The organism is Pseudomonas abieticivorans (genome assembly GCF_023509015.1).
GTDB classification, from domain to species: domain Bacteria; phylum Pseudomonadota; class Gammaproteobacteria; order Pseudomonadales; family Pseudomonadaceae; genus Aquipseudomonas; species Aquipseudomonas abieticivorans.
Map to the genome: position 1 here is coordinate 3,917,656 of NZ_CP094975.1, position 22,931 is coordinate 3,940,586.

General features: G+C 62.3%; 19 protein-coding genes, 2 pseudogenes and 1 riboswitch. Of the genes and pseudogenes, 15 read left to right on the top strand and 6 right to left on the bottom strand.

Annotation, left to right across the window (positions count from 1 at the left end; translation table 11 throughout):
- Window positions 1-52 precede the first annotated feature (52 nt).
- From L9B60_RS17990 to def, 3 genes are all read left to right on the top strand, one after another.
- Entirely contained in the window at window positions 53-232 is a 180-nt protein-coding gene (locus L9B60_RS17990) for a CsbD family protein (RefSeq protein WP_249672101.1), read from the top strand.
- Between the two features lie 159 nt (window positions 233-391).
- Window positions 392-1,345 carry a YihY/virulence factor BrkB family protein gene (locus L9B60_RS17995; RefSeq protein ID WP_249672102.1) on the top strand — a complete coding sequence of 318 codons (954 nt, stop codon included), beginning with the start codon at window positions 392-394 and terminating at the stop codon, window positions 1,343-1,345.
- A gap of 18 nt (window positions 1,346-1,363) precedes the next feature.
- On the top strand, window positions 1,364-1,903 hold the full coding sequence (gene def, locus L9B60_RS18000) for a peptide deformylase (protein ID WP_249672103.1): 540 nt from the start codon (window positions 1,364-1,366) through the stop codon (window positions 1,901-1,903).
- A gap of 52 nt (window positions 1,904-1,955) precedes the next feature.
- Here the strand turns inward: def and L9B60_RS18005 are convergent, their stop codons facing one another.
- On the bottom strand, window positions 1,956-4,709 hold the full coding sequence (locus L9B60_RS18005) for a response regulator (RefSeq protein ID WP_249672104.1): 2,754 nt from the start codon (window positions 4,707-4,709) through the stop codon (window positions 1,956-1,958).
- Window positions 4,710-4,869: 160 nt separating this feature from the next.
- On the opposite strand from L9B60_RS18005, the gene L9B60_RS18010 reads away from it, so the two are divergent.
- From L9B60_RS18010 to L9B60_RS18040, 7 genes are all read left to right on the top strand, one after another.
- A complete protein-coding gene (locus tag L9B60_RS18010; protein ID WP_249672105.1) occupies window positions 4,870-5,598 on the top strand; it encodes a response regulator transcription factor in 729 nt (242 codons plus the stop codon).
- A 3-nt stretch (window positions 5,599-5,601) separates the two neighbouring features.
- Complete coding sequence (locus L9B60_RS18015; RefSeq protein WP_249672106.1) at window positions 5,602-6,948, top strand: sensor histidine kinase; 1,347 nt, start codon at window positions 5,602-5,604, stop codon at window positions 6,946-6,948.
- A gap of 89 nt (window positions 6,949-7,037) precedes the next feature.
- Window positions 7,038-7,940 carry a cysteine synthase CysM gene (gene cysM, locus L9B60_RS18020; RefSeq protein WP_249672107.1) on the top strand — a complete coding sequence of 301 codons (903 nt, stop codon included), beginning with the start codon at window positions 7,038-7,040 and terminating at the stop codon, window positions 7,938-7,940.
- Window positions 7,940-9,292: a 23S rRNA (uracil(1939)-C(5))-methyltransferase RlmD gene (rlmD, locus tag L9B60_RS18025; protein WP_249672108.1), complete on the top strand. Its 1,353-nt coding sequence runs from the start codon at window positions 7,940-7,942 to the stop codon at window positions 9,290-9,292. Before cysM ends, rlmD begins: the two co-directional genes overlap by 1 nt.
- 111 nt (window positions 9,293-9,403) lie before the next feature.
- Window positions 9,404-11,647, top strand: coding sequence for a GTP diphosphokinase (gene relA, locus L9B60_RS18030; protein ID WP_249672109.1), 2,244 nt, complete (start codon window positions 9,404-9,406; stop codon window positions 11,645-11,647).
- Between the two features lie 90 nt (window positions 11,648-11,737).
- Window positions 11,738-12,571, top strand: coding sequence for a nucleoside triphosphate pyrophosphohydrolase (gene mazG / locus L9B60_RS18035; RefSeq protein ID WP_249672110.1), 834 nt, complete (start codon window positions 11,738-11,740; stop codon window positions 12,569-12,571).
- A gap of 27 nt (window positions 12,572-12,598) precedes the next feature.
- Window positions 12,599-13,138 (top strand): DUF2058 domain-containing protein, encoded by a 540-nt coding sequence (locus L9B60_RS18040; RefSeq protein ID WP_249672111.1) that lies wholly within the window; start codon window positions 12,599-12,601, stop codon window positions 13,136-13,138.
- Between the two features lie 52 nt (window positions 13,139-13,190).
- On the opposite strand, the gene L9B60_RS18045 is transcribed toward L9B60_RS18040, so the two are convergent.
- The 4 genes from L9B60_RS18045 to purM all read right to left on the bottom strand — a co-directional run bounded on the left by L9B60_RS18045 (window position 13,191) and on the right by purM (window position 16,149).
- Complete coding sequence (locus tag L9B60_RS18045) at window positions 13,191-13,373, bottom strand: hypothetical protein (protein ID WP_249672112.1); 183 nt, start codon at window positions 13,371-13,373, stop codon at window positions 13,191-13,193.
- 348 nt (window positions 13,374-13,721) lie between these two features.
- Window positions 13,722-14,432 (bottom strand): DUF3108 domain-containing protein, encoded by a 711-nt coding sequence (locus tag L9B60_RS18050; protein WP_249672113.1) that lies wholly within the window; start codon window positions 14,430-14,432, stop codon window positions 13,722-13,724.
- Between the two features lie 8 nt (window positions 14,433-14,440).
- Window positions 14,441-15,091 (bottom strand): phosphoribosylglycinamide formyltransferase, encoded by a 651-nt coding sequence (gene purN, locus L9B60_RS18055; RefSeq protein ID WP_249672114.1) that lies wholly within the window; start codon window positions 15,089-15,091, stop codon window positions 14,441-14,443.
- Window positions 15,091-16,149 carry a phosphoribosylformylglycinamidine cyclo-ligase gene (gene purM / locus L9B60_RS18060; protein ID WP_249672115.1) on the bottom strand — a complete coding sequence of 353 codons (1,059 nt, stop codon included), beginning with the start codon at window positions 16,147-16,149 and terminating at the stop codon, window positions 15,091-15,093. The genes purN and purM overlap by 1 nt, the downstream gene beginning before the upstream one ends.
- A gap of 485 nt (window positions 16,150-16,634) precedes the next feature.
- Here purM and L9B60_RS18065 point away from each other — a divergent pair, with 485 nt between their 5' ends.
- The 5 genes and pseudogenes from L9B60_RS18065 to L9B60_RS18085 all read left to right on the top strand — a co-directional run bounded on the left by L9B60_RS18065 (window position 16,635) and on the right by L9B60_RS18085 (window position 21,106).
- On the top strand, window positions 16,635-17,690 hold the full coding sequence (locus L9B60_RS18065) for a DUF2066 domain-containing protein (RefSeq protein ID WP_249672116.1): 1,056 nt from the start codon (window positions 16,635-16,637) through the stop codon (window positions 17,688-17,690).
- Window positions 17,691-17,719: 29 nt separating this feature from the next.
- On the top strand, window positions 17,720-18,793 hold the full coding sequence (locus L9B60_RS18070) for an AI-2E family transporter (RefSeq protein ID WP_249672117.1): 1,074 nt from the start codon (window positions 17,720-17,722) through the stop codon (window positions 18,791-18,793).
- A 116-nt stretch (window positions 18,794-18,909) separates the two neighbouring features.
- Window positions 18,910-19,614: a DnaA regulatory inactivator Hda gene (hda, locus tag L9B60_RS18075; protein WP_249672118.1), complete on the top strand. Its 705-nt coding sequence runs from the start codon at window positions 18,910-18,912 to the stop codon at window positions 19,612-19,614.
- A 208-nt stretch (window positions 19,615-19,822) separates the two neighbouring features.
- Entirely contained in the window at window positions 19,823-20,452 is a 630-nt protein-coding gene (locus L9B60_RS18080) for a C40 family peptidase (protein WP_249672119.1), read from the top strand.
- Window positions 20,453-20,565: 113 nt separating this feature from the next.
- A pseudogene (locus L9B60_RS18085) lies at window positions 20,566-21,106 on the top strand (C40 family peptidase).
- A gap of 29 nt (window positions 21,107-21,135) precedes the next feature.
- Here L9B60_RS18085 and L9B60_RS18090 read toward each other — a convergent pair.
- A pseudogene (locus L9B60_RS18090) lies at window positions 21,136-22,450 on the bottom strand (PQQ-dependent sugar dehydrogenase).
- 228 nt (window positions 22,451-22,678) lie between these two features.
- A riboswitch (cobalamin riboswitch) is annotated at window positions 22,679-22,904 on the top strand.
- Window positions 22,905-22,931: the final 27 nt, after the last annotated feature.

Here is a 22,931-nt window from a genome sequence, read left to right on the forward strand (position 1 = left end):
TCAATCTCTATGTCGACTTCAGACACTGTTCTTTACCCCGAGGAGAAATACCATGAGTGGTACTAAAGACAAAGTGAAAGGTATGGCCAATGAAGCAGTGGGCAATGTCAAGCAGGGCATTGGCAAGGCCACTGGCAACGACAAAATGCGCGCCGAAGGTGTTGTGCAAGAAGCCAAGGGCGACGCCCAGCAAGTCAAAGGCAAGGTCAAGGATGCTGTTAAAAAGCACTGATGCCGTGTGCTTGCTGCACACAAGGCGGCCATCTGCGGATGGCCGCCTTGCTGTCAGGACATCAAATGACAAGCTTCATGTCTCGTCATTTGAGCTACTTTGAGTTAAAACCCGGCGTTTCACTCGTTGTACCGACAGCCAGCGGCGAAAGGAGACGCTATGATTTTCCCGGAATTGCGTGAATTGCCCTTGGGCCAGGTAATGATTCGCACCGTCAAGGAGTTCCTTGACGACGAAATGTCGACTTACGCGTCGGCATTGGCCTACCAGATGCTGTTTTCGCTGTTTCCCTTCATTCTGTTCCTGATCGCGTTGATCGGCTTTTTGCACCTGCCAGACTTCTTTTCCTGGCTGCGCCTGCAGGCCGAACTGGTGCTGCCGCCCCAGGCGCTGGATCAGGTAAACCCCGTGATCGATCAATTGCAACAGTCCAAGGGCGGGCTATTGTCCTTCGGTATCGTGATCGCCCTGTGGACCGCCTCGGCCGGTGTGCGGCTGATGATGAGCGCCATGAACGCGGCCTACGACGTGGTCGAGGAACGGCCGATCTGGAAGCGTATCCCGCTGTCCATTTTCTACACCGTGGGCATTGCCGGCATGCTGCTGGCGGCCGCCGCATTGATGGTGCTGGGCCCGCAGGTGATGGGCTGGATCGCCGGGCAGGTGGGCCTGGAAGACTTTATCGTGACCCTGTGGACCGTGGCACGCTGGCCGGTGATCGTGATTCTGATGATGGTGGCGGTGGCCTTGATTTATTACGTGATGCCCGACGTGCGCCAGAAGTTTCGCTTTATTACCCCAGGCTCGGTGCTGGCCGTGATGGTGTGGATCATTGCCTCGCTGGGTTTTGCGTACTACGTGAAGACATTTGCCAACTACAACGCCATGTACGGCAGCATCGGTGCGATTATCGTGCTGTTGTTGTACTTCTATATCTCGTCGGCCGTGCTGTTGCTGGGCGCAGAGATGAACGCGGTGATCGAGCATATGTCCGAAGAGGGCAAGGAACCTGGCCACAAAGAGTTTCCCGAGGATGAGGCCGAGCATGATAAAAAGCATGTTTCGGGGTTGGGCCGCGATCATTCGATCAAGCCTGATGCCGAGCAGGCCTGATCAACGCAAGGACCCTCGATGATTCGTGACATCCTGAAAATGGGCGATGAGCGCTTGTTGCGTATCGCCCCTGCGGTACCCGCCTCGATGTTCGGCAGCCAAGCGCTGGACGACTTGATTGCCGACATGTTCCAGACCATGGAACACGTGGGCGGCGTGGGCCTGGCGGCGCCGCAGATCGGCATCGACCTGCAATTGGTGATCTTCGGCTTCGAGCGCAGCGAGCGCTACCCCGACGCCGAGCCGGTGCCGCAAACCGTGCTGCTCAACCCCCTGATCACCCCGCTTGGCCCGTTGACCGAGGAGGGCTGGGAAGGCTGTTTGTCAGTACCGGGGCTGCGCGGGGCGGTGGATCGTTACGAGCATATTCGCTACGAAGGCTTCGACCTGCAGGGCAATCCCATCCTGCGCGAGGCGCGAGGGTTTCATGCGCGTGTGGTGCAGCACGAGTGCGATCACCTGATCGGGCGGTTGTACCCCTCGCGCATCAGTGACTTCAGCAAATTCGGATTTACCGAGGTGCTGTTCCCGGGGTTGGACCCCGCTGGCGACGATTGAAACGGCGTCGCCCGGTTCGCAGATAAATCCGCGAACCGGTGACCCAGGCCTTTCAGGCACTCTCCCGCGCCTGCTCTTCCAACCGCGTAATCGCTATTTCCAACTCATCCAGCGCCACCATGGCCGTGGGGTCCCCCTGCTTGAGCAAGGTCTCGCTGCGCAAACACGCTGCACGCAACTGTGGCACCCCGCAATAACGGGTGGCGCCATGCAGGCGGTGCACGCGTTCGATCATCGCCGTCTGGTCCTGGCTGTCGCGGGCTTCGCGGATGGCCACGCGCTCTTCGTCCAGCGATGCCAGCAGCATCGCCAACATGTCGGCGGCCAAGTCGGCCTTGCCGGCCGCCAGGCGCAGGCCTTCCTCGGGGTCTAGCACCAACGGCTCGCTGGCTTGCACCGGCACTTCCTCAAGCCTTTCGCTGGTGTGCTGGCGCAGCACCAGGCCGGTCCACTTCAACACCACCTGGGCCAACTGGCGTTCGCTGATAGGCTTGGTCAGGTAATCGTCCATGCCACTTTGCAGCAGCGCGCGCTTTTCATTAGCCATGGCATGGGCGGTCAGCGCCACGATGGGCAGCGCCGTGCCGGAATGCCCGCTTTCCCACAGGCGGATCTTCTCGGTGGTCTCCCGGCCATCCATGTCGGGCATCTGCACGTCCATCAGCACCAGGTCGAAGCTGTCGTCCTGCACCGCTTTGATCGCAGCGAGGCCGGTGTCCACCGCCAGCACTTCGGCGCCCAGGTCTTCGAGCAGGGTTTGTACCAGCAGCAGGTTGGCCGGGTTGTCGTCCACGCAGAGCACTTTGGGTGCGCGGTTGCCCAGCGGCTCGTGGAGCTCGCTGCGCAGCCGCTTGGGGTTGATCAGGTCGCTCAGGCTGCGGCGCAGCTTGCGCGTGCAGGCAGGCTTTGCCTGCAACTGGCTGTGGTGATGGGGTACCGCGGCCTGGAATAGCAACTGCTCGGTGGTCGGGCACAGCACCAACACATGGCAGCCTTGTTGCTCGATGTCCGTCAGGTGCTGAGCCAGGACGGTGGGGCCCACTTCGTGGTGGGTAATGCCCAGCACCGCCAGGTCGATGGGGTGGTGGGCCAGGTGCGCGGCGGTAATGCCAACGTTGAGTTTTTCCAGGTTGGCGAAGGGGATTACCTCCAGGCCGCAGTCCTGCAGTTGGTGCTGCAAGGCCTGGCGCGCCAGTTCATGGCTTTCGACGATGGCCACGCGGCGGCCCAGCAACGGTGCCGCTGGCAGGTCTTCGACATCGTCGCGGGCCTTGGGCAGGCGCAGGCTGACCCAGAACTCCGAACCTTCTCCGGGCGTGCTGTCGACGCCGATCTCGCCGCCCATCTGCTCGATCAGGCGCTTGGAAATCACCAGGCCCAGGCCCGTGCCGCCCGGCTGGCGCGACAGTGAGTTGTCGGCCTGGCTGAAGGCCTGGAACAGCGCGCGCACATCCTGCTTGGACAAACCGATGCCGGTGTCCTGCACGCTGATGCGCAGTTGCACGCCGTCTTCGTTTTCGTCCTCGAGCATGGCCCGCGCGACGATGGTGCCTTCACGGGTGAACTTGATCGCGTTGCTGACCAGGTTGGTGAGTATTTGCTTGAGCCGCAGCGGGTCGCCGATCAGCGACAGCGGCGTGTCGCGGTACACCAGGCTCACCAGCTCCAGGTCTTTGGCATGGGCGGCCGGGGCGAGGATGGTCATGGTGTCCTGCAACAGGTCGCGCAGGTTGAACGGGATGCTGTCGAGCACCAGCTTGCCGGCTTCGATCTTGGAGAAGTCGAGGATCTCGTTAATGATCGCCAGCAGGCTGCCGGCCGACTTTTCAATGGTGCCCAAGTAGTCGAACTGGCGCGGGGTCAGCTCGCTTTTCTGCAGCAGGTGGGTAAAGCCCAGGATGCCGTTGAGCGGAGTGCGGATCTCGTGGCTCATGTTGGCGAGGAATTCAGACTTGATGCGGCTGGCTTCCAGGGCTTCCTTGCGCGCCATGTCCAGTTCGATGTTCTGGATCTCGATGGTTTCCAGGTTCTGGCGCACGTCCTCGGTGGCCTGGTCGACGCTGTGCTGCAATTCTTCTTGGGAGCCTTGCAGGGTTTCGGCCATGCGGTTGATCCCGGCGGCCAGTTCGTCCAGTTCGTGGCTGCCCAAGGCCGGCAGGCGGCTTTCCAGGTTGCCGTCCTTGAGTTGGGTGACCGCGTGCTTGATCTGCCGGATCGGCTCGTTGATGCCGCGGCTCATGCGCAGCGCCAGGGCCGCGGTGGCAACCAGCCCGGTGATGATCAGCAACAAGCTGGCGAACAGGCTGCGGTAACCTCGCAGCAGGGTGCCGTCGTGGGACAGTTCCACTTCCACCCAGCCCAGCAGGCGGTCCTCTTCGCTGGGCACGACGTCGCCGGCCAGGTCGCGGTGGTGGCCGAACACCGGCATCAAATAGCGGGTGGCGTCATTGCCGGTGCGCTGCAGCAAGTGCGTGCTGCTGCCGACCGGCACCGGGTTGAGCATGCTCGGGCCGGCGTGGGCCAACGGCGTGCGGTCGGGCGCCAGGAACGACACGGTGCGCACGTCGGCCTGCTCCAGAGCCTGGGTGGCAATGCGTTCGAGCAGTTGCGCGTCGTTATGCGCCAGGCCCTGGGCGACCAGCGGGGCCAACTGTTCGGCGATCATTTCGCCACGGCGCAACAACTGCGACTGCAGTTCGTTTTGTTGCAGCCAGGTGAAATAGCCGCCCAGCAGCAGCGCGATCAGGCTGGCCGGCAGCAGCGCCAGCAGCACCACGCGGCCCTTGATCCCCAATTTTCTCAGCACGCCCTGTCTCCCGACCCTGGCCATGAATACGTGTATGCCGGGGAAAATACCGCGACTGAGGCGCCAGCGCACTCACTTGATGGGCTTTGTGTCGGGCGACGGTTGCCGGATGACGCTCAATGAAGAATAATTCATGATTGAGAATTACTAGCAGACGCCAATGAGTCCCGCGATCATGCAGCCCCCCACCATACTGGCCATCGAAGATGACCCTGTCCTCGGCGCGTACGTGCACGAGCAGTTGGGCCGTTGCGGTTTTCAGGTGACCTGGTGCCAGGACGGCCGGGATGGCCTGGCCCTGGCCCGCGGCCAGGCCTTCGACGTGGTGCTGATGGACGTGCTGCTGCCCGGCATGAACGGCCTGGACGTGCTGCAGCATCTGCGCGAGCGCTCGGCCACGCCGGTGATCCTGATGTCGGCACTGGGCTCGGAAAGCGATCGCATCAATGGCTTCCGGCGCGGCGCCGATGACTATTTGCCCAAACCGTTCAGCGTCGACGAGCTGCACGTGCGGGTGGAAGCCATCCTGCGCCGGGTGGCGATGGAGCGCCGGCGCAGTGAACCAGAAGCGGTCACGATGGCCCCGTTGGATGACCTGCACCTGGATGCCGAGCTGTTCGACGCGTGCCTGGGCGGTCAGTACGCGGGTCTCACACGCAGTGAATATCGCTTGCTGGAAACCCTCGATCGCCACCCCGAAGAGGTGTTGAGTAAAGCGTTTCTGTACCAGCACGTGTTGCAGCGCGGCTACGCCCAGCATGACCGCAGCCTGGACATGCACGTCAGCCAGATCCGCCGCAAGCTCAAGGCCATGGGCTACCTGGAGCGTCAAGTTCGCACGGTGTGGGGCAAGGGCTATGTGCTCACGGCCTGCGCCGAGGAGCAGTAAGTGATGCCGGGCAAGCATTCACTGTTCTGGAAGCTTGTGACCCTGCTGGTGGGGTTTTGCCTGTTGATGATCTGGTTGAGCCTGTCGTGGGGGCGCTACGCGGAAACCCAGAACGCTTTCCTGTCACGCGAGGCACGCACCGCCCTGGGCGCTTACGCCGGGGAAGCGGAGCAGGCCTGGACCCGCGGTGGCGAGCCGGCGCTGGACGCCTGGCTGGCCGGCATGGGGGCGCGCGAAAAAGCCTTTGTCGGGGTGATCGGCCGCGACCTGCAAGCGCTGGGCAGCGTGCCATTGAGCGATGCCCAGACCCAGCGCCTGACGTTTCTGCGTGGGTTGGACTGGCCCGTCAGCCGCCACTCCACCACGCCGCCGTGGCTGAAAATCCCCTTTCCCAACGATCCCTCCCTGGGCGCGGTGGTGATGCAATTGCCCGAGCGGTTCCAGCCTGGGCGCTACGCGCTGGTCTGGCACATCCTGATCACGGGCCTGGTGCCGGGGCTGTTTACCGTGCTGTTGTGCGTAGGCCTGTACCGCATGCTGATCGCCCCCTTGAACCAGCTTCGCGAACAGGCCAATGCCTGGCGTGCCGATCAACTGCATAAACGCCTGTCGCGACAAACCGTGAGCCGCCCGGACGAACTGGGTGAACTGGGCCGGGCGTTCGACCACATGGCCGAGCGCCTGCAAAGCACCGTGGCCCTGCAGCAGCAACTGCTGCGCGACCTGTCCCACGAACTGCGCACGCCGCTGAGCCGCTTGCGGGTGGCCTGCGACAGTGAACAGGAACTGGGTGGCCTACGCGCTCGCCTGGCCCGTGAGGTGGACGGCATGCAGCGCCTGGTCGAGGACACCCTGCAACTGGCCTGGCTGGACGCCGAGCGCACGCCGCAGGCCCAGGAGGCGATCCAGGTGCAGGCGCTGTGGGAAATGGTGGCCGAGGACGCCCGGTTCGAAAGCGCTTGGCCCGCGCATCAATTGGAATGCGCGGTGCCCGCCGAGTGCTGGGTGCAGGGCAATCTCAACAGCTTGGCCCAGGCTATGGAGAACATCCTGCGCAATGCCATCCGCCATTCGCCGCCCGGTGGTCGGGTCACCTTGCAGGGGCGTCGCACCGGCAGCACCTGGCACCTGTGGCTGGAAGACGAAGGCGGCGGGGTGGCCGAGGCCGACCTTGAGCGGATTTTCGACCCCTTCATCCGCCTGGACGGCTCGCGGCCCGGCCACGGCGGCTTTGGCCTGGGCCTGAGCATCGCGCGCAATGCCGTGGCCCATCAGGGTGGCCGCCTGTGGGCACAGAACGGCGGCAACGGGCTGCGCTTGAACCTGTTGTTGAATGCCGCTTATAGCTGAAAGCGATAAGGCGCGCACTTTGCGTGATATGGGCTGGCGGCGTTTGCCGGTATGATAGTGCCCCCCGCAGTCCGGATTGCGAATACGCCATGACCCTGCAGTACCCTACCATCGCCGATTGCGTCGGCAACACGCCGCTGGTGCGCTTGCAGCGCCTGGCCGGTGACACCACCAATACCTTGCTGCTCAAGCTGGAAGGGAACAACCCGGCCGGCTCCGTCAAGGATCGCCCGGCGCTGTCGATGATTACCCGTGCCGAGGCGCGTGGGCAGATCCAGCCCGGCGACACGCTGATCGAGGCCACTTCCGGCAACACCGGCATTGCCTTGGCCATGGCCGCGGCGATCAAGGGTTACCAGATGATCCTGATCATGCCGGACAACTCCACCGCCGAGCGCAAGGCGGCGATGACCGCCTACGGCGCGCAACTGATCCTGGTCACCCGCGAGGAGGGCATGGAAGGCGCCCGTGATCTGGCCGAGCGCATGCAGGCCCAGGGGCATGGCAAGGTGCTGGACCAGTTCGCCAATGGCGACAACCCCGAGGCCCACTACGTGAGCACGGGCCCGGAGATCTGGCGCCAAACCGGCGGGCAGATCACCCATTTCGTCAGCTCAATGGGCACCACCGGTACCATCATGGGCGTGTCGCGCTACCTCAAGGAGCAGAACCCGGCGGTGCAGATCGTTGGCCTGCAACCGATGGAAGGCTCGGCCATCCCCGGCATCCGCCGCTGGCCCCACGAATACCTGCCCAAAATCTACCAGGCCGACCGCGTCGATCGCATCGTCGACATGGCCCAGAGCGAGGCTGAAGACGTGACCCGTCGCTTGGCTCGCGAAGAGGGCATTTTCTGTGGCGTGTCTTCGGGCGGCGCAGTGGCAGCGATGTTGCGCCTGTCTCAGGAACTGGAGAACGCGACCCTCGTGGCGATCATTTGCGACCGTGGCGACCGTTACCTGTCGAGCGGCATTTTCGATGCGCCCAACTGATGGCTAAGAAACCCACCGGCCTGCGCTTTCAACCCGCAGGCGGTCAGCGTGCCGTGCAAGTGCCGACGGGCAAGAAGCAGCGTTTGACCATCGAACGCTTGAGCAACGATGGCCGCGGCGTGGCCTTCCTGGAGGGGCGCACCTGGTTTGTGACGGGTGCCCTGGCCGGTGAAGACGTCGATGTGCGCGTGCTCAACGCCCATGGCAAAGTGGTGGAGGCGCGCACCGAAAAAGTGCATGCAGCCAACCCGATGCGTCGGCCCGCACCTTGCGCGCGTGCCGATGTGTGCGGTGGCTGCAGCGTGCAGCACCTGCCCCACGATGAACAACTGGCCCTGAAACAGCGCATGCTCGCCGAGCAATTGCAGCGCGCCGGCAACATCGTGCCCGAACAGTGGGCACAGCCTTTGGTCGGCCCCGAGCTTGGCTACCGCCGCCGTGCCCGCATCGCCGTGCGATGGGACGTCAAGGCCAAACGCCTGGACGTGGGCTTTCGTGCCAAGGCCAGCCAGGACATCGTCGCCATCGACGACTGCCCGGTGTTGGTACAGCCCTTGCAGCCAATCATGCGTGGCTTGCCTGAGCTGTTGCGCCGCTTCAGCAAGCCGCAAGTCATTGGGCACGTTGAATTGTTTGCCGGTACGGCACTGGCCGTGCTGCTACGCCATACCGCGCCGTTGAACGATCATGATCTAAACGTCTTGAAACAGTTTTGCGCCGAACACGGCGCACAGCTGTGGTTGCATGGCGACGGTGAGCCGGCGCCGCAGGACCCCAACCAGCCCCTGGGCTTTGCCTTGGAGCCCTGGCACCTGACGCTGGCCTACCGCCCGGGCGATTTCGTCCAGGTGAACGCCGCCGTCAACACGGCCATGGTCGCCCAGGCGCTGGATTGGCTGGCGCCGCAGGCCGATGAGCGGGTGCTGGACCTGTTTTGTGGGCTTGGCAATTTCGCCCTGCCGCTGGCCACCCAGGTGCGCGAAGTGGTGGCGGTCGAGGGTGTGCAGGCCATGGTGGATCGGGCTGCATCGAATGCCGTCAGTAATAATTTGCATAACGTGCGTTTTTTTCAAGCCGATTTATCGCAGCCCCTGGCGGGCAGCGATTGGGCTGTAGAAGGCTTTTGTGCGGTACTCTTGGACCCACCGCGAGACGGTGCGTTTGAGGTGGTGCGAGGGATGTCTGCCCTGGGTGCCAAGCGATTGGTATATGTGTCCTGCAACCCGGCAACTTTGGCTCGCGATGCGGTCGAATTGATCAAGCAGGGCTACCGGTTAAAACGTGCCGGAATTCTCGATATGTTTCCGCAAACCGCGCATGTCGAGGCGATGGCGTTATTTGAAGCGAGCTAGGACGCTCGTTTAATCCGACTGGTGCTTGAAAAGCAGCCCTTCGCCAGCCCAGCGAAGGTCCGAACCAGCGACTGTGGGCGCGTTAGCAACGCGTCATAGGGAAGGTAAAAGATGGTACAGGTGAGAGCACACCAGCCGATCAACACCGACGGCAGTATCAATCTCGATGCATGGCTCGATCATATCGTCAGTGTCGATCTGGCGCTGGACCGTGAGGCCCTCAAGACCGCCTGCGAATTCGCCTTGGTGGCCGAGCAACAAGGCAACACGGCCAAGCATTCCTGGGCCGACGGGACTTCGTGTTTCCAGGCTGGCCTGGAAATCGCCGAAATCCTCGCCGACCTCAAGCTGGACCAGGACACCCTGGTGGCTGCGGTCATCTACCGCGCCGTGCGTGAAGGCCGGGTGACCCTGGCCGACGTCAGCGAGCGCTTTGGCCCGGTGGTCAGCAAACTGGTGGACGGCGTGCTGCGCATGGCCGCCATCAGCGCGTCCCTGAGCCCGCGCCAGTCGCTGGTGCTGGGCAGCCAGGGGCAGGTCGAGAACCTGCGCAAGATGCTCGTGGCCATGGTCGACGACGTGCGCGTGGCGCTGATCAAGCTGGCCGAACGCACCTGTGCGATCCGCGCGGTGAAGAACGCCGACGAAGAAAAGCGCAACCGTGTCGCCCGCGAGGTGTTCGACATCTACGCGCCGTTGGCCCACCGCTTGGGCATCGGTCATATCAAGTGGGAGTTGGAGGACCTGTCCTTCCGCTACCTGGAGCCCGATCAGTACAAGCAGATCGCCAAGTTGCTGCACGAGCGGCGGCTGGATCGCGAGCGCTTCATCACCGACGTGATGACCCAATTGCAGAACGAGTTGCTGGCCACCGGGGTCAAGGCCGATATCAGCGGCCGCGCCAAGCACATCTATTCGATCTGGCGCAAAATGCAGCGCAAGGGCCTGGAGTTCAGCCAGATCTACGACGTGCGTGCAGTGCGCGTGCTGGTGCCGGAAATGCGCGACTGTTACACCGCGCTGGGTATCGTGCACACCCTGTGGCGGCACATCCCCAAGGAATTCGACGACTACATCGCCAACCCCAAGGAAAACGGCTACCGCTCGCTGCACACTGCGGTGATCGGCCCTGAGGGCAAGGTGTTGGAGGTGCAGATCCGCACCCATGCCATGCATGAGGAGGCGGAGCTGGGCGTGTGTGCGCATTGGCGCTACAAGGGCACCGACGTCAAGTCCGGGTCCAACCATTACGAAGAGAAAATTTCCTGGCTGCGCCAAGTGCTCGAATGGCACGAAGAGCTGGGCGACATCGGCGGCCTGGCCGAACAGTTACGCGTGGACATCGAGCCCGATCGCGTCTACGTGTTCACCCCCGACGGCCACGCTATCGACCTGCCCAAGGGCGCCACCCCGCTGGACTTCGCCTACCGGGTACACACCGAGATCGGCCACAATTGCCGTGGCGCCAAGATCAACGGGCGCATCGTGCCGCTCAACTACAGCCTGCAGACCGGCGAGCAGGTCGAGATCATCACCAGCAAGCACGGCACGCCAAGCCGCGACTGGTTGAACTCCAACCTGGGCTACGTGACCACCTCGCGGGCGCGGGCCAAGATCGTCCACTGGTTCAAGTTGCAGGCACGCGATCAGAACGTCGCCGCTGGCAAAACCTTGCTTGAGCGCGAACTCAGCCGCCTGGGCCTGCCGCAGGTGGACTTCGAGCAGTTGGCCGAAAAAGCCAATCACAAGACCGCCGAGGATATGTTCGCGGCACTGGGGGCAGGGGACCTGCGCCTGGCGCACCTGGTCAATTCGGCCCAGCAACTGGTCGAACCGGAGCGCGGCAACGAACAGCTGGAACTGATTCCGCGCAAGGCCACCGGCTACAAGCCCGGCAAGCGCGGCGACATCCAGATCCAGGGCGTGGGCAACCTGATGACGCAAATGGCCGGCTGCTGCCAGCCACTGCCGGGCGACGCCATCGTCGGCTACATCACCCAGGGCCGCGGCGTGAGCATTCACCGTCAGGACTGCGCCTCGGTGCTGCAACTGTCGGGGCGTGAGCCTGAGCGCATCATCCAGGTCAGCTGGGGCCCGGTGCCGGTGCTCACGTACCCGGTGGACATCATCATCCGCGCCTACGACCGTTCCGGTTTGCTGCGTGACGTCTCCCAGGTGTTGCTCAACGAGCGCATCAACGTGCTGGCGGTGAACACCCGCTCCAACAAGGAAGACAACACCGCGCTGATGTCCCTGACCATCGAGATTCCCGGGCTTGATGCGCTGGGCCGGTTGTTGGGGCGCATCTCGCAGTTGCCGAACATTATCGAGACGCGGCGTAACAGGACGCCTTGAGGCGCAGCTGTGAACTGCAAGCTGTGAGCTGATGTACGCGGCTTTCAGCTTGCAGCTTAACGCTCGAGGCTGCGACCAAAAGGAGACTCCATGTACACACTCCAAGACTTGCTTGCCCTGATGGCCCGTTTGCGCGACCCCGTGTACGGTTGCCCCTGGGACATCAAGCAAACCTACGCCAGCATCATCCCCTACACCCTGGAGGAAGCCTACGAGGTGGCCGACGCCATCGAGCGCAGCGACTTCGAGCATTTGCAGGGTGAGTTGGGCGACCTGCTGTTCCAGGTGGTGTATTACAGCCAACTGGCGCGCGAAGAAGGCCGGTTTGAGTTCGATGGCGTGGTCGACAGCATTACCCGCAAGCTGATCCGCCGCCACCCGCACGTGTTCCCCACGGGCGACTTGTACGCGCCACTGGATGTGCCCAAGCTCAGCGAAGCGCAGGTCAAGCTGCGCTGGGACGAGATCAAGGCCCAGGAGCGCGCCGAAAAGGCCGTGGCCCCCCAGCAGCTGTCATTGCTGGATGACGTACCCGTGGCCCTGCCGGCCATGGCCCGCGCCGGCAAGCTGCAAAAGCGTGCGGGCAGCGTGGGCTTTGATTGGCCCCAGGCGTTACCGGTGCTGGACAAGGTGCGCGAAGAGCTGGATGAAGTGCTGGAGGCGATGGCTGACAATGACAGCGCGGCCCTGGCCGATGAGGTCGGTGACCTGCTGTTTTCGGTGGTCAACCTGGCCCGTCACCTCAAGGTCGACCCGGAAAACGCCCTGCGTGGCGCCAACCGGAAATTTGAGCGACGCTTTCGTTTCATCGAACAGGCATTGCGCGATACCCTGCGTCCCATTGAAAATTGCACCCTCGAAGAATTGGACGCCCTGTGGGGCGAAGCCAAACGTCAGGAAAAGAACCTGCCCAGCTGTGGCTGAGCCCGTTGAGTAAGTGAGCAGAGCACCATGAGCATCTCCCTTCGCGACCAATTGCTGAAAGCCGGTCTGGTCAACCAGAAGCAAGTCAAGCAGGTCAGCAAGACCCAGCAAAAGCAGAAACGCCTGGAGCAAAAGGGCCAGGTCGAGGTCGACGACACCCAGCAGCGCCTGGCTCAGGAAGCGATGGCCGAGAAGGTCAAGCGTGACCAGGAACTCAACCGCCAGCAGCAGGAGAAAGCCGAGCAGAAGGCCAAGTCCGCCCAGGTCAAGCAATTGATCGAGGTGTCGCGCCTGCCCAAGCTGACCACCGAGGACTACTACAACTTCGTCGACGACAAAAAGGTCAAGCGCCTGTCGGTCAACAGCCTGATGCGCAGCAAGCTCAGCAGTGGTTCGTTGGCCATCGTGCGCCACGGCGGCGCCTACGAGGTGATCCCGCGTGAGGCCGCGCTGAAGATCCAGGAGCGCGACCCACAACGTATCGTGCTGCTGAACGTAGCAACCGAGGCGCCGGATGCTGATGATCCGTATGCGGCCTACCAGATCCCTGACGATCTGATGTGGTGACAAACAAAACCCCGCCGAAGCGGGGTTTTTTAATGGCAGTGGAAAAGATGACTTATTCTTGATGGCGCTGGGATTCCAGAATCTCCAGCTCTTGCTTATAGCTGTGGGCGTCGTTCTCGTTGTGGAACATCCCTACCAGCATGTCTTGTTGATGCACGTCCCAGATACGGATACCGGCAGCCAGGCCTTCGTGGGACATGTGTGAATCGTCGCGTTCGGTTACTTTAACAGTCATTTGAAAGCTCCAATTTCGGTATTTGCTGCAGCAAGGCTCTGCAGGGCTCTTTTATATAATTTGGTAGCTTGCTAAGTAAACGACCGATTTTGGAAAGGGTTTCTTGCGAAAAATGCCGGAATCCTGAAAGCCCCGTGGTTGCTGGGCTGCGACGCTTTGTCGCACGACTAAAGGGGTATGTGAAACTTTTGTCATGTTTGCAGGGGGAACCTGTTCGGGGCTGTTCGCGGTGTATCGGGTATTACCGTGGCGCGGCCTTCGCGGATGAATCCGCTCCTACGGGCGCGAACATCGCCAGGCACAAAAAAACCCGCATCGCTGCGGGCTTTTTGCCAATCCACCTCAGGTTCAGCTGCCTTTGACAGCCTTGCCCGCCACCGTGCCGTCTTGCAGCATGATGTTGTATTCCTTGCCGTCGGTTTCCACCTGTTGCAGGCGAACCAGCAGGTAATCCCAGTCTTTGGCGAACCACAGCACAGTGATGCGCTTGTTCTGCGTCGGGTCGCGCACGCGCTCGACCTTGATCGCATCGACCTTGCCAGCCTTGGTTTCGACCTGCTCGGTGCCCAGTACGCGGAAGTCGTAGGTGTCGACGTCACCGCCGTCCACCACCTGGTAGCTCATGCTCTTTTTGCCGGCAGCCACGTCACGCTGCAACACCAGTTGGTAGGTCGACTTGTCGACCATGCCACGGTTGAGCGGGACCTTGACCGGGTCATTACGGTCGGTACCGGTGACCATTTTCTGCGACCAATCGAAGTCCAGGTCCATCTTCTTGGTCTTGCCCAGGCCGCCACGTTCGAAGTGGTAGGTTTTGGGCAGCAGCGCGTCCTTGTCGACGGTGAAGGTGCTGTCTTCGGACAGGTTGGCGATCATCATCGAGGCCTTGAAGCTCAAGGTCCACGTGTCGTCGTTGCCCTTGGTCAGGCTGCGCTCGGCGGTGCCGCTCATGGGCAGCTGCTTCCAGTCAGCGGTGTAGCTGGCGGTAAAGGGTTTGAGCTCTGCGGCATGCACGGGCAATGTCAGCAGGGCGAGGGCGAAGAGCAGGGCGCGACGCATAAAATCTCCTAGGGTCGAATCAAGTGGCCGCTGGCCGCGAGGGCTTGGCCATCCAATAGTGCGCCAAGTGGGCCAAGGCTCAAACGGCCTTCGGCGAACCAGCGAACCGCCAGCGGATAAATCTGATGTTCCTGGGCGTGAACCCGCTGCGCCAGGCTGGCTGGCGTATCTTCCAACTCTACCGGTATTACTGCCTGTACGACCAGTGGTCCGCCATCGAGTTCCTCGGTGACGAAGTGCACGCTGCAACCGTGTTCGGCATCGCCGGCTTCCAGCGCCCGTTGGTGGGTGTGCAGGCCTTTGTATTTGGGCAGCAAGGAGGGGTGGATATTCAGCAGGCGGCCTTGGTAGTGGCGCACGAAGTCGCCACTGAGGATGCGCATGAAACCGGCGAGGACCACCAGGCTCGGGGAAAAGCTGTCGATCAGTTCGACCAGTGCGGCGTCGAAGGCCTCGCGGCCCTCGAATGCCTTGTGATCGAGGACGGCGGTAGCGATACCGGCGTCCTGGGCGCGCTGCAGGCCATAGGCGTCGGCGCGGTTGGAGATCACCGCGCGGATGCGGGCCGGGTTGTCCCCGGCCTGCGTGCTGTCGATCAAGGCCTGCAAGTTGCTGCCGGTGCCGGAAAGCAGCACCACTACATCACAGGTCGCGTGCATCAGTGTGCCTTGAGGTTTTTCAGCTCGACCTGGGCAGCGCCTTCGGCGGCAACGCCGATCTGGCCAATCACCCACGGTTGTTCACCGGCTTCGCGCAGCACGTTCAGGGTCTTGTCGACGTCGGCCTGGGCCACGCAGATGACCATGCCCACGCCGCAGTTCAGCACGCGGTGCATTTCGTGTTCGTCGACGTTGCCTTTCTCTTGCAGCCAGTCGAATACCGCCGGGCGCTGCCAGCTGGCCACGTCAACCACGGCCTGGGCGCCTTTTGGCAGCACGCGCGGGATGTTGTCCAGCAGGCCGCCGCCGGTGATGTGGGCCATGGCCTTGACGGCGCCAGTGTCCTTGATCAGCTTGAGCAGGGGCTTGACGTAGATGCGGGTCGGGGCCATCAGCAGGTCGGTCAGCGGCTTGCCGTCCAGCTGGGTGTTTTCGATGTCGGCGCCCGACACTTCGATGATCTTGCGGATCAGCGAGTAGCCGTTGGAGTGTGGGCCGGAGGACGGCAGGGCGATCAGTGCGTCGCCGGTGGCGACTTTCGAGCCGTCGATGATCTCGGCTTTTTCCACCACGCCGACGCAGAAGCCGGCCAGGTCGTAGTCTTCGCCTTCGTACATGCCTGGCATCTCAGCGGTCTCGCCGCCCACCAGCGAGCAACCCGACAGTTCGCAGCCTGCGCCAATGCCGGTCACGACCTGGGTCGCGGTCTCGACGTTGAGCTTGCCAGTGGCGTAGTAGTCCAGGAAGAACAGCGGCTCTGCGCCGCACACCACCAGGTCGTTGACGCACATGGCCACCAGGTCGATGCCGATGCTGTCGTGCTTGTTCAGGTTCAGCGCCAGGCGCAGCTTGGTGCCCACGCCGTCGGTGCCGGACACCAGAACGGGCTGCTTGTAGCCGGCCGGGATTTCACAGAGGGCGCCGAAACCGCCCAGGCCGCCCATGACTTCGGGGCGCGCAGTGCGCTTGGCGACGCTCTTGATGCGTTCGACCAATGCTTCACCGGCGTCGATGTCTACACCGGCGTCCTTGTAGCTCAGGGAGGGTTGCTTGCTCATGATCCAGGCCTTTAGAGGGAGGGATTCGGAAAATCGACCGTGAGCGGGGGGCTGCCCGGAAATACCTCGTGGGTGTTTCCATTCGGCCAACCGTTGCGGTCTGCGAAGGCGCGCGATTTTATCAGGCTTGACCCTATGCGGCCATCCTCAGGCCGACGGGCAGGGCCTATATAAGGCAAAAATTATGGTTAAAGCGGGTTTGGGCAGGCTCTGCTTTTGTCCAGGCAGAGGGGCAGGCGGCGCAACCTTCCCTGAAGAAGCGGATTTATCCGAGAAAAAGCCGACACGCAGTAGCAGGTACACCGAAGTGATGCCGTCGCCGATAAGGCGAAACGTCGGATCGCCGCTACAGGGAGTTATCCGCATTGGCAGGCGCTACCAGCTATAGTAGGCACATTACGAAAACTTCAATGGGCCGGTTGAATGTTTTGACCGAAACTGTGGTCACAAGGCTCAGCCTGCTTATTGTTCCTCGGGAATCTTCCATGCGTTTGTCTCAGTACCTCGTAGCCAGTTGCCTCACCCTGTTCAGCCTTGCCGGGCACGCCGAAACGGTGAATAACCTGTATCAGGTGCGCGAACCGGTCAGCGGGCAAACGCCTGATGAGCGCAACACCGCCACCCAGCAGGCGTTCGAGACCCTGGTGCTGCGCCTTACCGGCGACCCCAAGGCCTCTGGTAACCCGGGCCTGGCGGCGATTCGCAAAGACCCGCAGCAAATCATCAGCCAGTTTGGCTACGAGACCGGCACGCCGGAAAAACTGCGCGTGGACTTCGACCCGGTCAGCACTGAAAAGGCCCTGCGTTCGGCGGGCCTTGCGCTGTGGGGTAGCAACCGCCCGGCCATCCTGGGCTGGTGGTTGAATGAAGGCACAGACGGCGCCAACCTGGTCGGTGATGGCCAGGCCACCGCCGAGCCATTGCGCCAGGCCGCCAAGCATCGCGGGTTGCCATTGCGCCTGCCGCTGGCCGACTTGAGCGAGCAACTGGTGGGTACCGCGAAAAACCTCGAAGGCACCGACCCCCTGCCCCTGCGTTCGGCCTCCGAGCGCTACAACGCCGACGCGCTGCTGGCGGTTCACGCCACCCAGGCCGACGGCAAGTGGCAAGCCAAATGGCGCCTGTGGCTGGGCGATCAGAAAGAGGCGGGCAGCGCCGAGGGTGCCGATCAGGCGGCCTTGGCCGACGCCGTGATGCTGGCGGTCAGTGAGCGCCTGGCGCCGCGTTATGTCGCCAAGCCAGGCGCCAGCACCGACATGACCTTGCAAGTGGAAGGCATGACCCTGGATCACTACGCTGAGCTTGGGCGCTTGCTGGAGCCCTTTGGCAGCCACCTCAAGTCGGTGGACGGCGACAAGGCGGTGTTCCAGGTGACCGGCAGTGTCGATCAATTGCGCGCGCAACTGAGCTTGGCCAAACTTCAGGAGATGCCGGCCGAAGTCGCGCCCGCGCCCATTCCCGCAGCAGCGGCCCCCGGTGCGCCCGTTGCAGCGCCCGCCCCTCAACTCAAGCCAGCCGCCGGATTGCGTTTCCACTGGTAGGTCGTTTTTTATTAATTAAGGGTTGATCGATGACTGATATGCGCCGTTGGGTCTGGCTGATTGCCGCCTTGGTTCTTTGTGTGTTCGTGTATTTCCTGCACCCGATCCTGTCACCTTTCCTGGTGGGCGTATTGCTGGCCTACCTGGGCGACCCACTGGTCGATCGCCTGGAAAAGCTCGGCCTGTCACGCACCTTGGGCGTGGTCGTGGTGTTCGCGCTGTTCACGGCGATCCTGATGGTGGCCTTGCTGGTGCTGGTGCCGATGCTGGCCAAGCAAGTGGTGCGCCTGTATGAATTGGCACCGGTGATGCTCGACTGGCTGCAGCACACGGCCTTGCCTTGGGCGCAGTCCAAGCTGGGGCTGGCCGACGGGTTCTGGAAGTTCGACAAGATCAAGGCGGCCATCTCCGAGCACATGGGTCAGACCAGTGACGTGGTCGGCGTGGTGCTGTCCCAGGCCACGGCGTCGAGCCTGGCGCTGATCGGCTTTCTGGCCAACCTGGTGCTGGTGCCGGTGGTGAGCTTCTACCTGCTGCGTGACTGGGACCTGATGATGGCCAAGATCCGCACGCTGCTGCCGCGTCAGAACGAAGACAAGATCGTCGGCCTTGCCAAGGAATGCCACGAAGTGCTCGGCGCGTTTGTGCGCGGGCAACTGTTGGTGATGTTGGCGCTGGGTGTGATCTACGCTGCGGGGCTGATGCTGGTGGGTGTCGAATTCGGCCTGCTGATCGGCCTGCTGGCGGGGCTGGCGGCCATCGTGCCGTACATGGGCTTTGCCTTTGGCATCAGCGCGGCGATGATCACCGGGCTGTTCCAGTTTGGCGGCGAGCCTTACCACTTGATCGGCATTGCCGCCGTGTTCATGGTGGGCCAGGCCCTGGAAGGCATGGTGCTGACCCCGTTGCTGGTGGGCGACCGCATCGGCCTGCACCCGGTGGCGGTGATCTTCGCGATCCTGGCCGGCGGTGAGTTGTTTGGCTTTACCGGGGTGCTACTGGCCCTGCCGGTGGCAGCGGTGATCATGGTGTTGGTGCGCCATGTTCATGACTTGTATAAAGAGTCGGATATCTACAGCGGCCAGGAAGACCCCGATCTTTAACGCAAACCTTTGATTTTGCTTGAGGTCTGCCGCATTGTGCGGCTAACCTCACGGGTATAGACTTTGCACACTTCTCAAAGAGGCCCTTTACGGTTCGTCAGGATCGTTCAGCCAGCATGAAACCGATTCAGCTGCCCCTGGGTGTGCGTCTGCGTGATGACGCCACCTTCATCAATTACTATCCAGGCGCCAATGCCGCTGCACTCGGCTATGTCGAGCGGCTGTGCGAAGCCGACGCCGGGTGGACCGAAAGCCTGATTTATTTGTGGGGCAAGCAGGGCGTGGGGCGTACGCACCTGCTGCAGGCCGCGTGCCTGCGTTTCGAACAGATGGGGCAACCGGCGGTGTACCTGCCGCTGGCGCAATTGATGGACCGTGGCATCGAACTGTTTGATTACCTGGCGCAATACGAGTTGGTGTGCCTGGACGACCTGCAGGCCATCGCTGGCAAGCCGGAGTGGGAGGAAGCGCTATTCCACCTGTTCAACCGCCTGCGTGACAGCGGCCGGCGCTTGCTGATCGCCGCATCGCATTCGCCGCGCGAACTGGCCATCAAGCTGCCGGACCTCAAGTCACGGTTGACCATGGCGCTGATTTTCCAGATGCGCCCGCTGTCGGACGAAGACAAGCTGCGCGCGCTGCAGTTGCGCGCCTCGCGTCGCGGCCTGCAATTGTCGGACGAAGTGGGGCATTTCATCCTCACGCGCGGTACTCGCAGCATGAGTGCCTTGTTCGATCTCTTGGAGCGTTTGGACCAGGCTTCGCTGCAGGCGCAACGCAAGCTGACGATCCCTTTCCTGAAGGAAACGCTGGGCTGGTAGGGCGTTTTTTCGAAATCTTTACGTAAAATTCTATCGACAGTCGGCCCTGCGCAGGCGGTGGATCCAGCGCGCAGGTGTCTATCTCGGGTGTAGTGCGTTAGATGTTTGGGCGAAACCGATAAGTCACATTTTATTCGATTGAATTTGCAAATGAGGTCGATAGAAGGCATAGTCGCTCCTTCTTAAATATTCAGACACGGTCGTGCCCATGCTAAAGCGCTTCGCACCCCTCGTGCCCCTCGCACTCGTCACCCTGCTTTTTGGCTGCGCGGCCCACTCGCCAGTTTCGCAGCAGCAGGCTCTGAACCCGGTTACTCCCCAGTCCCAAGCCCAGGCCAAGGCCGGCGCCAGCTTCCAAGAGGAAGAACTGGCGACTGAAGACGAAATCAACGAATTCTCCGACAGCAAGCCTTACCAGCTGCCTGTATTGGCCGACAGCATCCTTGAACGTGGCAAGTCCCTGATCGGTACCCGTTACCGTTTCGGCGGTACCACCGAATCGGGCTTCGACTGCAGCGGTTTCATCGGCTATCTGTTCCGCGAAGAAGCGGGCATGACCTTGCCACGCTCCACTCGCGAAATGATCAACGTAAAAGCCCCGCTGGTAGCACGCAACAACCTCAAGCCCGGTGACCTGCTGTTCTTCAGCACCCGTGGCCGCGGACGTGTCAGCCATGCCGGGATTTACCTGGGCGATGACCAGTTCATCCACTCCAGCAGCAAACGCAGCGGTGGCGTGCGCATCGATAGCCTCGATGACACCTACTGGAGCAAGACCTTCATCGAGGCCAAGCGGGCCTTGGCCATGGCGCCAACCACCGTGATCTCGCGCAAGTAAGGCAAAAAACAGGCGGTAAAACCACGGCGACCGGTGTAAAAACCTGTCGCCGTGTGTGTTTCTGGAATAACAAGCTAGTCTTCAACGGCAGTTGAATCAGGATGGTTCTGCATATGTCGCGTCTGTTTCGCATTGTTCCGGTTCTATGCGCGGCACTGCTCGGTGCCTGCGCCAGCCACACGCCCCCGCCTAACCGGCAGGTGGTGCCGCAACCTTTCCCTGTCGTCGACCAGGCGCCGGCGTCGCCCATGGCTGATGACGTGCTGATACGTGCGATCGGCTTGGTCGGCACGCCCTATCGCTGGGGCGGCAACACGCCGGACTCAGGCTTTGATTGCAGCGGCTTGATTGGCTACGTCTATCGGGATGCGGCCGGTATCAGCCTGCCACGCTCCACTCGCGAGATGATCAGCATGCGCGCTCCCTGATGTAAATCAGAACGCGCTGCAATCGGGCGATTTGATCTTCTTTGCCACCGGTGGCGGCTCGCAGGTGAGCCACGCAGGCATCTACGTGGGCGAGGGGCGATTCGTGCACGCACCGGCCACGGGCGGGACGGTGCGGCTGGATTACCTGAACAAGCCGTATTGGCAGAAGGCTTACCTGAACGCCAAGCGGGTGTTACAGCCGGAGCATTTGGCACATAACCCTTAGTTTTGGGGTTAGGGCCGCTGCGCACTGGCTTACTTGGCCGCCGTCACTCGCCACACCTTGTTTCCCACATCATCGGCCACCAGCACTCCGCCTTTATGGTCGCTGGTGATGCCCACTGGCCGCCCCATGGCCTCTTCCTTGTCATCCAGGAAACCGGTCAGGAAATCGACCGGCTGCCCGGTCGGACGACCGGCAGTGAAGGGCACGAAGATCACTTTGTAGCCACTGTGCGGTTTGCGGTTCCAGGAGCCGTGCTGGCTGACGAAGGCGCCGTGGTTGAACGGTGCCGGCAACCCGTCGGCCTCGGCGAAGGTCATGCCGATGGACGCGGTGTGCGGGCCTACGGCGTAGTCCGGAGCGATGGCCTTGGCGACCATTTCCGGGTTCTGCGGGGAAACCCGGGCATCCACGTGCTGGCCGTAGTAGCTGAAGGGCCAACCGTAGAAGGCGCCATCCTTGACCGAGGTGATGTAGTCGGGCACCAGGTCGCTGCCAATTTCGTCACGCTCGTTCACCGACGTCCACAATTGCCCGCTGGTGGGCTCCCAGCCCATGCCGTTGGGGTTGCGCAGGCCGGAGGCGAAGATGCGGTGCTGGCCGGTGGCCGGGTCCACCTCCCAGATGGCCGCGCGGCCTTTCTCGGCGTCCAGGCCGTTTTCGCCGACGTTGCTGTTGGAGCCCACGGTGACGTAGAGCTTTTTGCCGTCGGGGCTGGCGATGACGTTTTTGGTCCAGTGGTGGTTGAGGGTGCCGCCTGGCAAGTCGACCACTTTGGTGCCGGTGCCACTGATGGCGGTCATGCCCGGCTCGTAGTGGAAGCGCAGCAGCGCATCGGTGTCGGCCACGTACAGGTCGTTGCCGACCAGGGTCATGCCGAACGGTGAGTTGAGATTGGTCAGGAACACCGTGCGGGTTTCTGCCACGCCATCACCGTCCTTGTCCCGTAGCAAGGTGATGCGGTTGGCACTGGGTACGCCGGCGCCCGCTTTGCCCATCACGGTCTTCATCACCCAGCCCTTGATGCCCTTGCTGTCGTCGGGCTTGGGCGGGGCGTTGGTTTCCGCCACCAGCACGTCGCCGTTAGGCAGTACGTACAGCCAGCGTGGGTGGTCGAGGTTTTCCGCGAACGCGTCCACTTGGGTGCCTTGCGCAGCCTGGGGTTTCTCGCCTTGAGGCCAGCCAACGGCGTTGGCGATGTTGACGGTGGGGATCAGGGTTTTGTTCGGTGCCGGCAGCTGCGGTGAGGGGCCGGTGCCGTCGGAAACTTTACAGCGTGGAGGATTCCCCGCAGGCGCCAAGCGCGACGGTGGTGAGGATGACGAGGGCCAGGCGGGTCTTGTGCATAGCGGGTGCTCCCGGGTGCGCATTGGGGTTATGTAGAGTAGAGACGTGTCGCAGCTCGGAGGTTCAAGCCAATTTCCTGCCTGCTCTGATCTGCTCTTGATCTTGATTGTGTGCCCCATCAAGCGCCCGGGCCGTCATCCGCTTGAGCGACGCCGGAGGGAGGAGGCCACTTCACCTTTGCGGTCTTACAGAGCGCCTTTAATTGACGCTCCACCCCCAACCCTCTACCCTTCGCGGGTTGTTCCAGGTGCCTTGTAGCGTTGAAGCTGGCAGGGTGAAACAGGGAAGCCGGTGAGCCTGCCATGCAGATGATCCCGGCGCTGCCCCCGCAACGGTAAATGAGTCAATACCGCGCATTGCGCCACTGGGCCAGGATGGTTCCGGGAAGGCGCGCGGTCTGGGTGTGTGTGCCCCGCTCATGAGCCCGGAGACCGGCCTGGGACATTCGATGGCATCACGTTGGCATTGCCCGTGGGCCTTT

Excerpts from the sequence above, each read along its gene's own strand:
- def (WP_249672103.1), top strand. The coding sequence starts at position 1,364 with ATGATTCGTGACATCCTGAAAATGGGCGATGAGCGCTTGTTGCGTATC.
- purM (WP_249672115.1), bottom strand. The coding sequence starts at position 16,149 with ATGAGCAAGCAACCCTCCCTGAGCTACAAGGACGCCGGTGTAGACATC.
- hda (WP_249672118.1), top strand. The coding sequence starts at position 18,910 with ATGAAACCGATTCAGCTGCCCCTGGGTGTGCGTCTGCGTGATGACGCC.
- L9B60_RS17995 (WP_249672102.1), top strand. The coding sequence starts at position 392 with ATGATTTTCCCGGAATTGCGTGAATTGCCCTTGGGCCAGGTAATGATT.
- cysM (WP_249672107.1), top strand. The coding sequence starts at position 7,038 with ATGACCCTGCAGTACCCTACCATCGCCGATTGCGTCGGCAACACGCCG.
- L9B60_RS17990 (WP_249672101.1), top strand. The coding sequence starts at position 53 with ATGAGTGGTACTAAAGACAAAGTGAAAGGTATGGCCAATGAAGCAGTG.
- relA (WP_249672109.1), top strand. The coding sequence starts at position 9,404 with ATGGTACAGGTGAGAGCACACCAGCCGATCAACACCGACGGCAGTATC.
- L9B60_RS18050 (WP_249672113.1), bottom strand. The coding sequence starts at position 14,432 with ATGCGTCGCGCCCTGCTCTTCGCCCTCGCCCTGCTGACATTGCCCGTG.
- L9B60_RS18080 (WP_249672119.1), top strand. The coding sequence starts at position 19,823 with ATGCTAAAGCGCTTCGCACCCCTCGTGCCCCTCGCACTCGTCACCCTG.
- L9B60_RS18045 (WP_249672112.1), bottom strand. The coding sequence starts at position 13,373 with ATGACTGTTAAAGTAACCGAACGCGACGATTCACACATGTCCCACGAA.
- L9B60_RS18070 (WP_249672117.1), top strand. The coding sequence starts at position 17,720 with ATGACTGATATGCGCCGTTGGGTCTGGCTGATTGCCGCCTTGGTTCTT.
- rlmD (WP_249672108.1), top strand. The coding sequence starts at position 7,940 with ATGGCTAAGAAACCCACCGGCCTGCGCTTTCAACCCGCAGGCGGTCAG.
- L9B60_RS18040 (WP_249672111.1), top strand. The coding sequence starts at position 12,599 with ATGAGCATCTCCCTTCGCGACCAATTGCTGAAAGCCGGTCTGGTCAAC.
- L9B60_RS18010 (WP_249672105.1), top strand. The coding sequence starts at position 4,870 with ATGAGTCCCGCGATCATGCAGCCCCCCACCATACTGGCCATCGAAGAT.
- mazG (WP_249672110.1), top strand. The coding sequence starts at position 11,738 with ATGTACACACTCCAAGACTTGCTTGCCCTGATGGCCCGTTTGCGCGAC.
- L9B60_RS18065 (WP_249672116.1), top strand. The coding sequence starts at position 16,635 with ATGCGTTTGTCTCAGTACCTCGTAGCCAGTTGCCTCACCCTGTTCAGC.
- purN (WP_249672114.1), bottom strand. The coding sequence starts at position 15,091 with ATGCACGCGACCTGTGATGTAGTGGTGCTGCTTTCCGGCACCGGCAGC.
- L9B60_RS18015 (WP_249672106.1), top strand. The coding sequence starts at position 5,602 with ATGCCGGGCAAGCATTCACTGTTCTGGAAGCTTGTGACCCTGCTGGTG.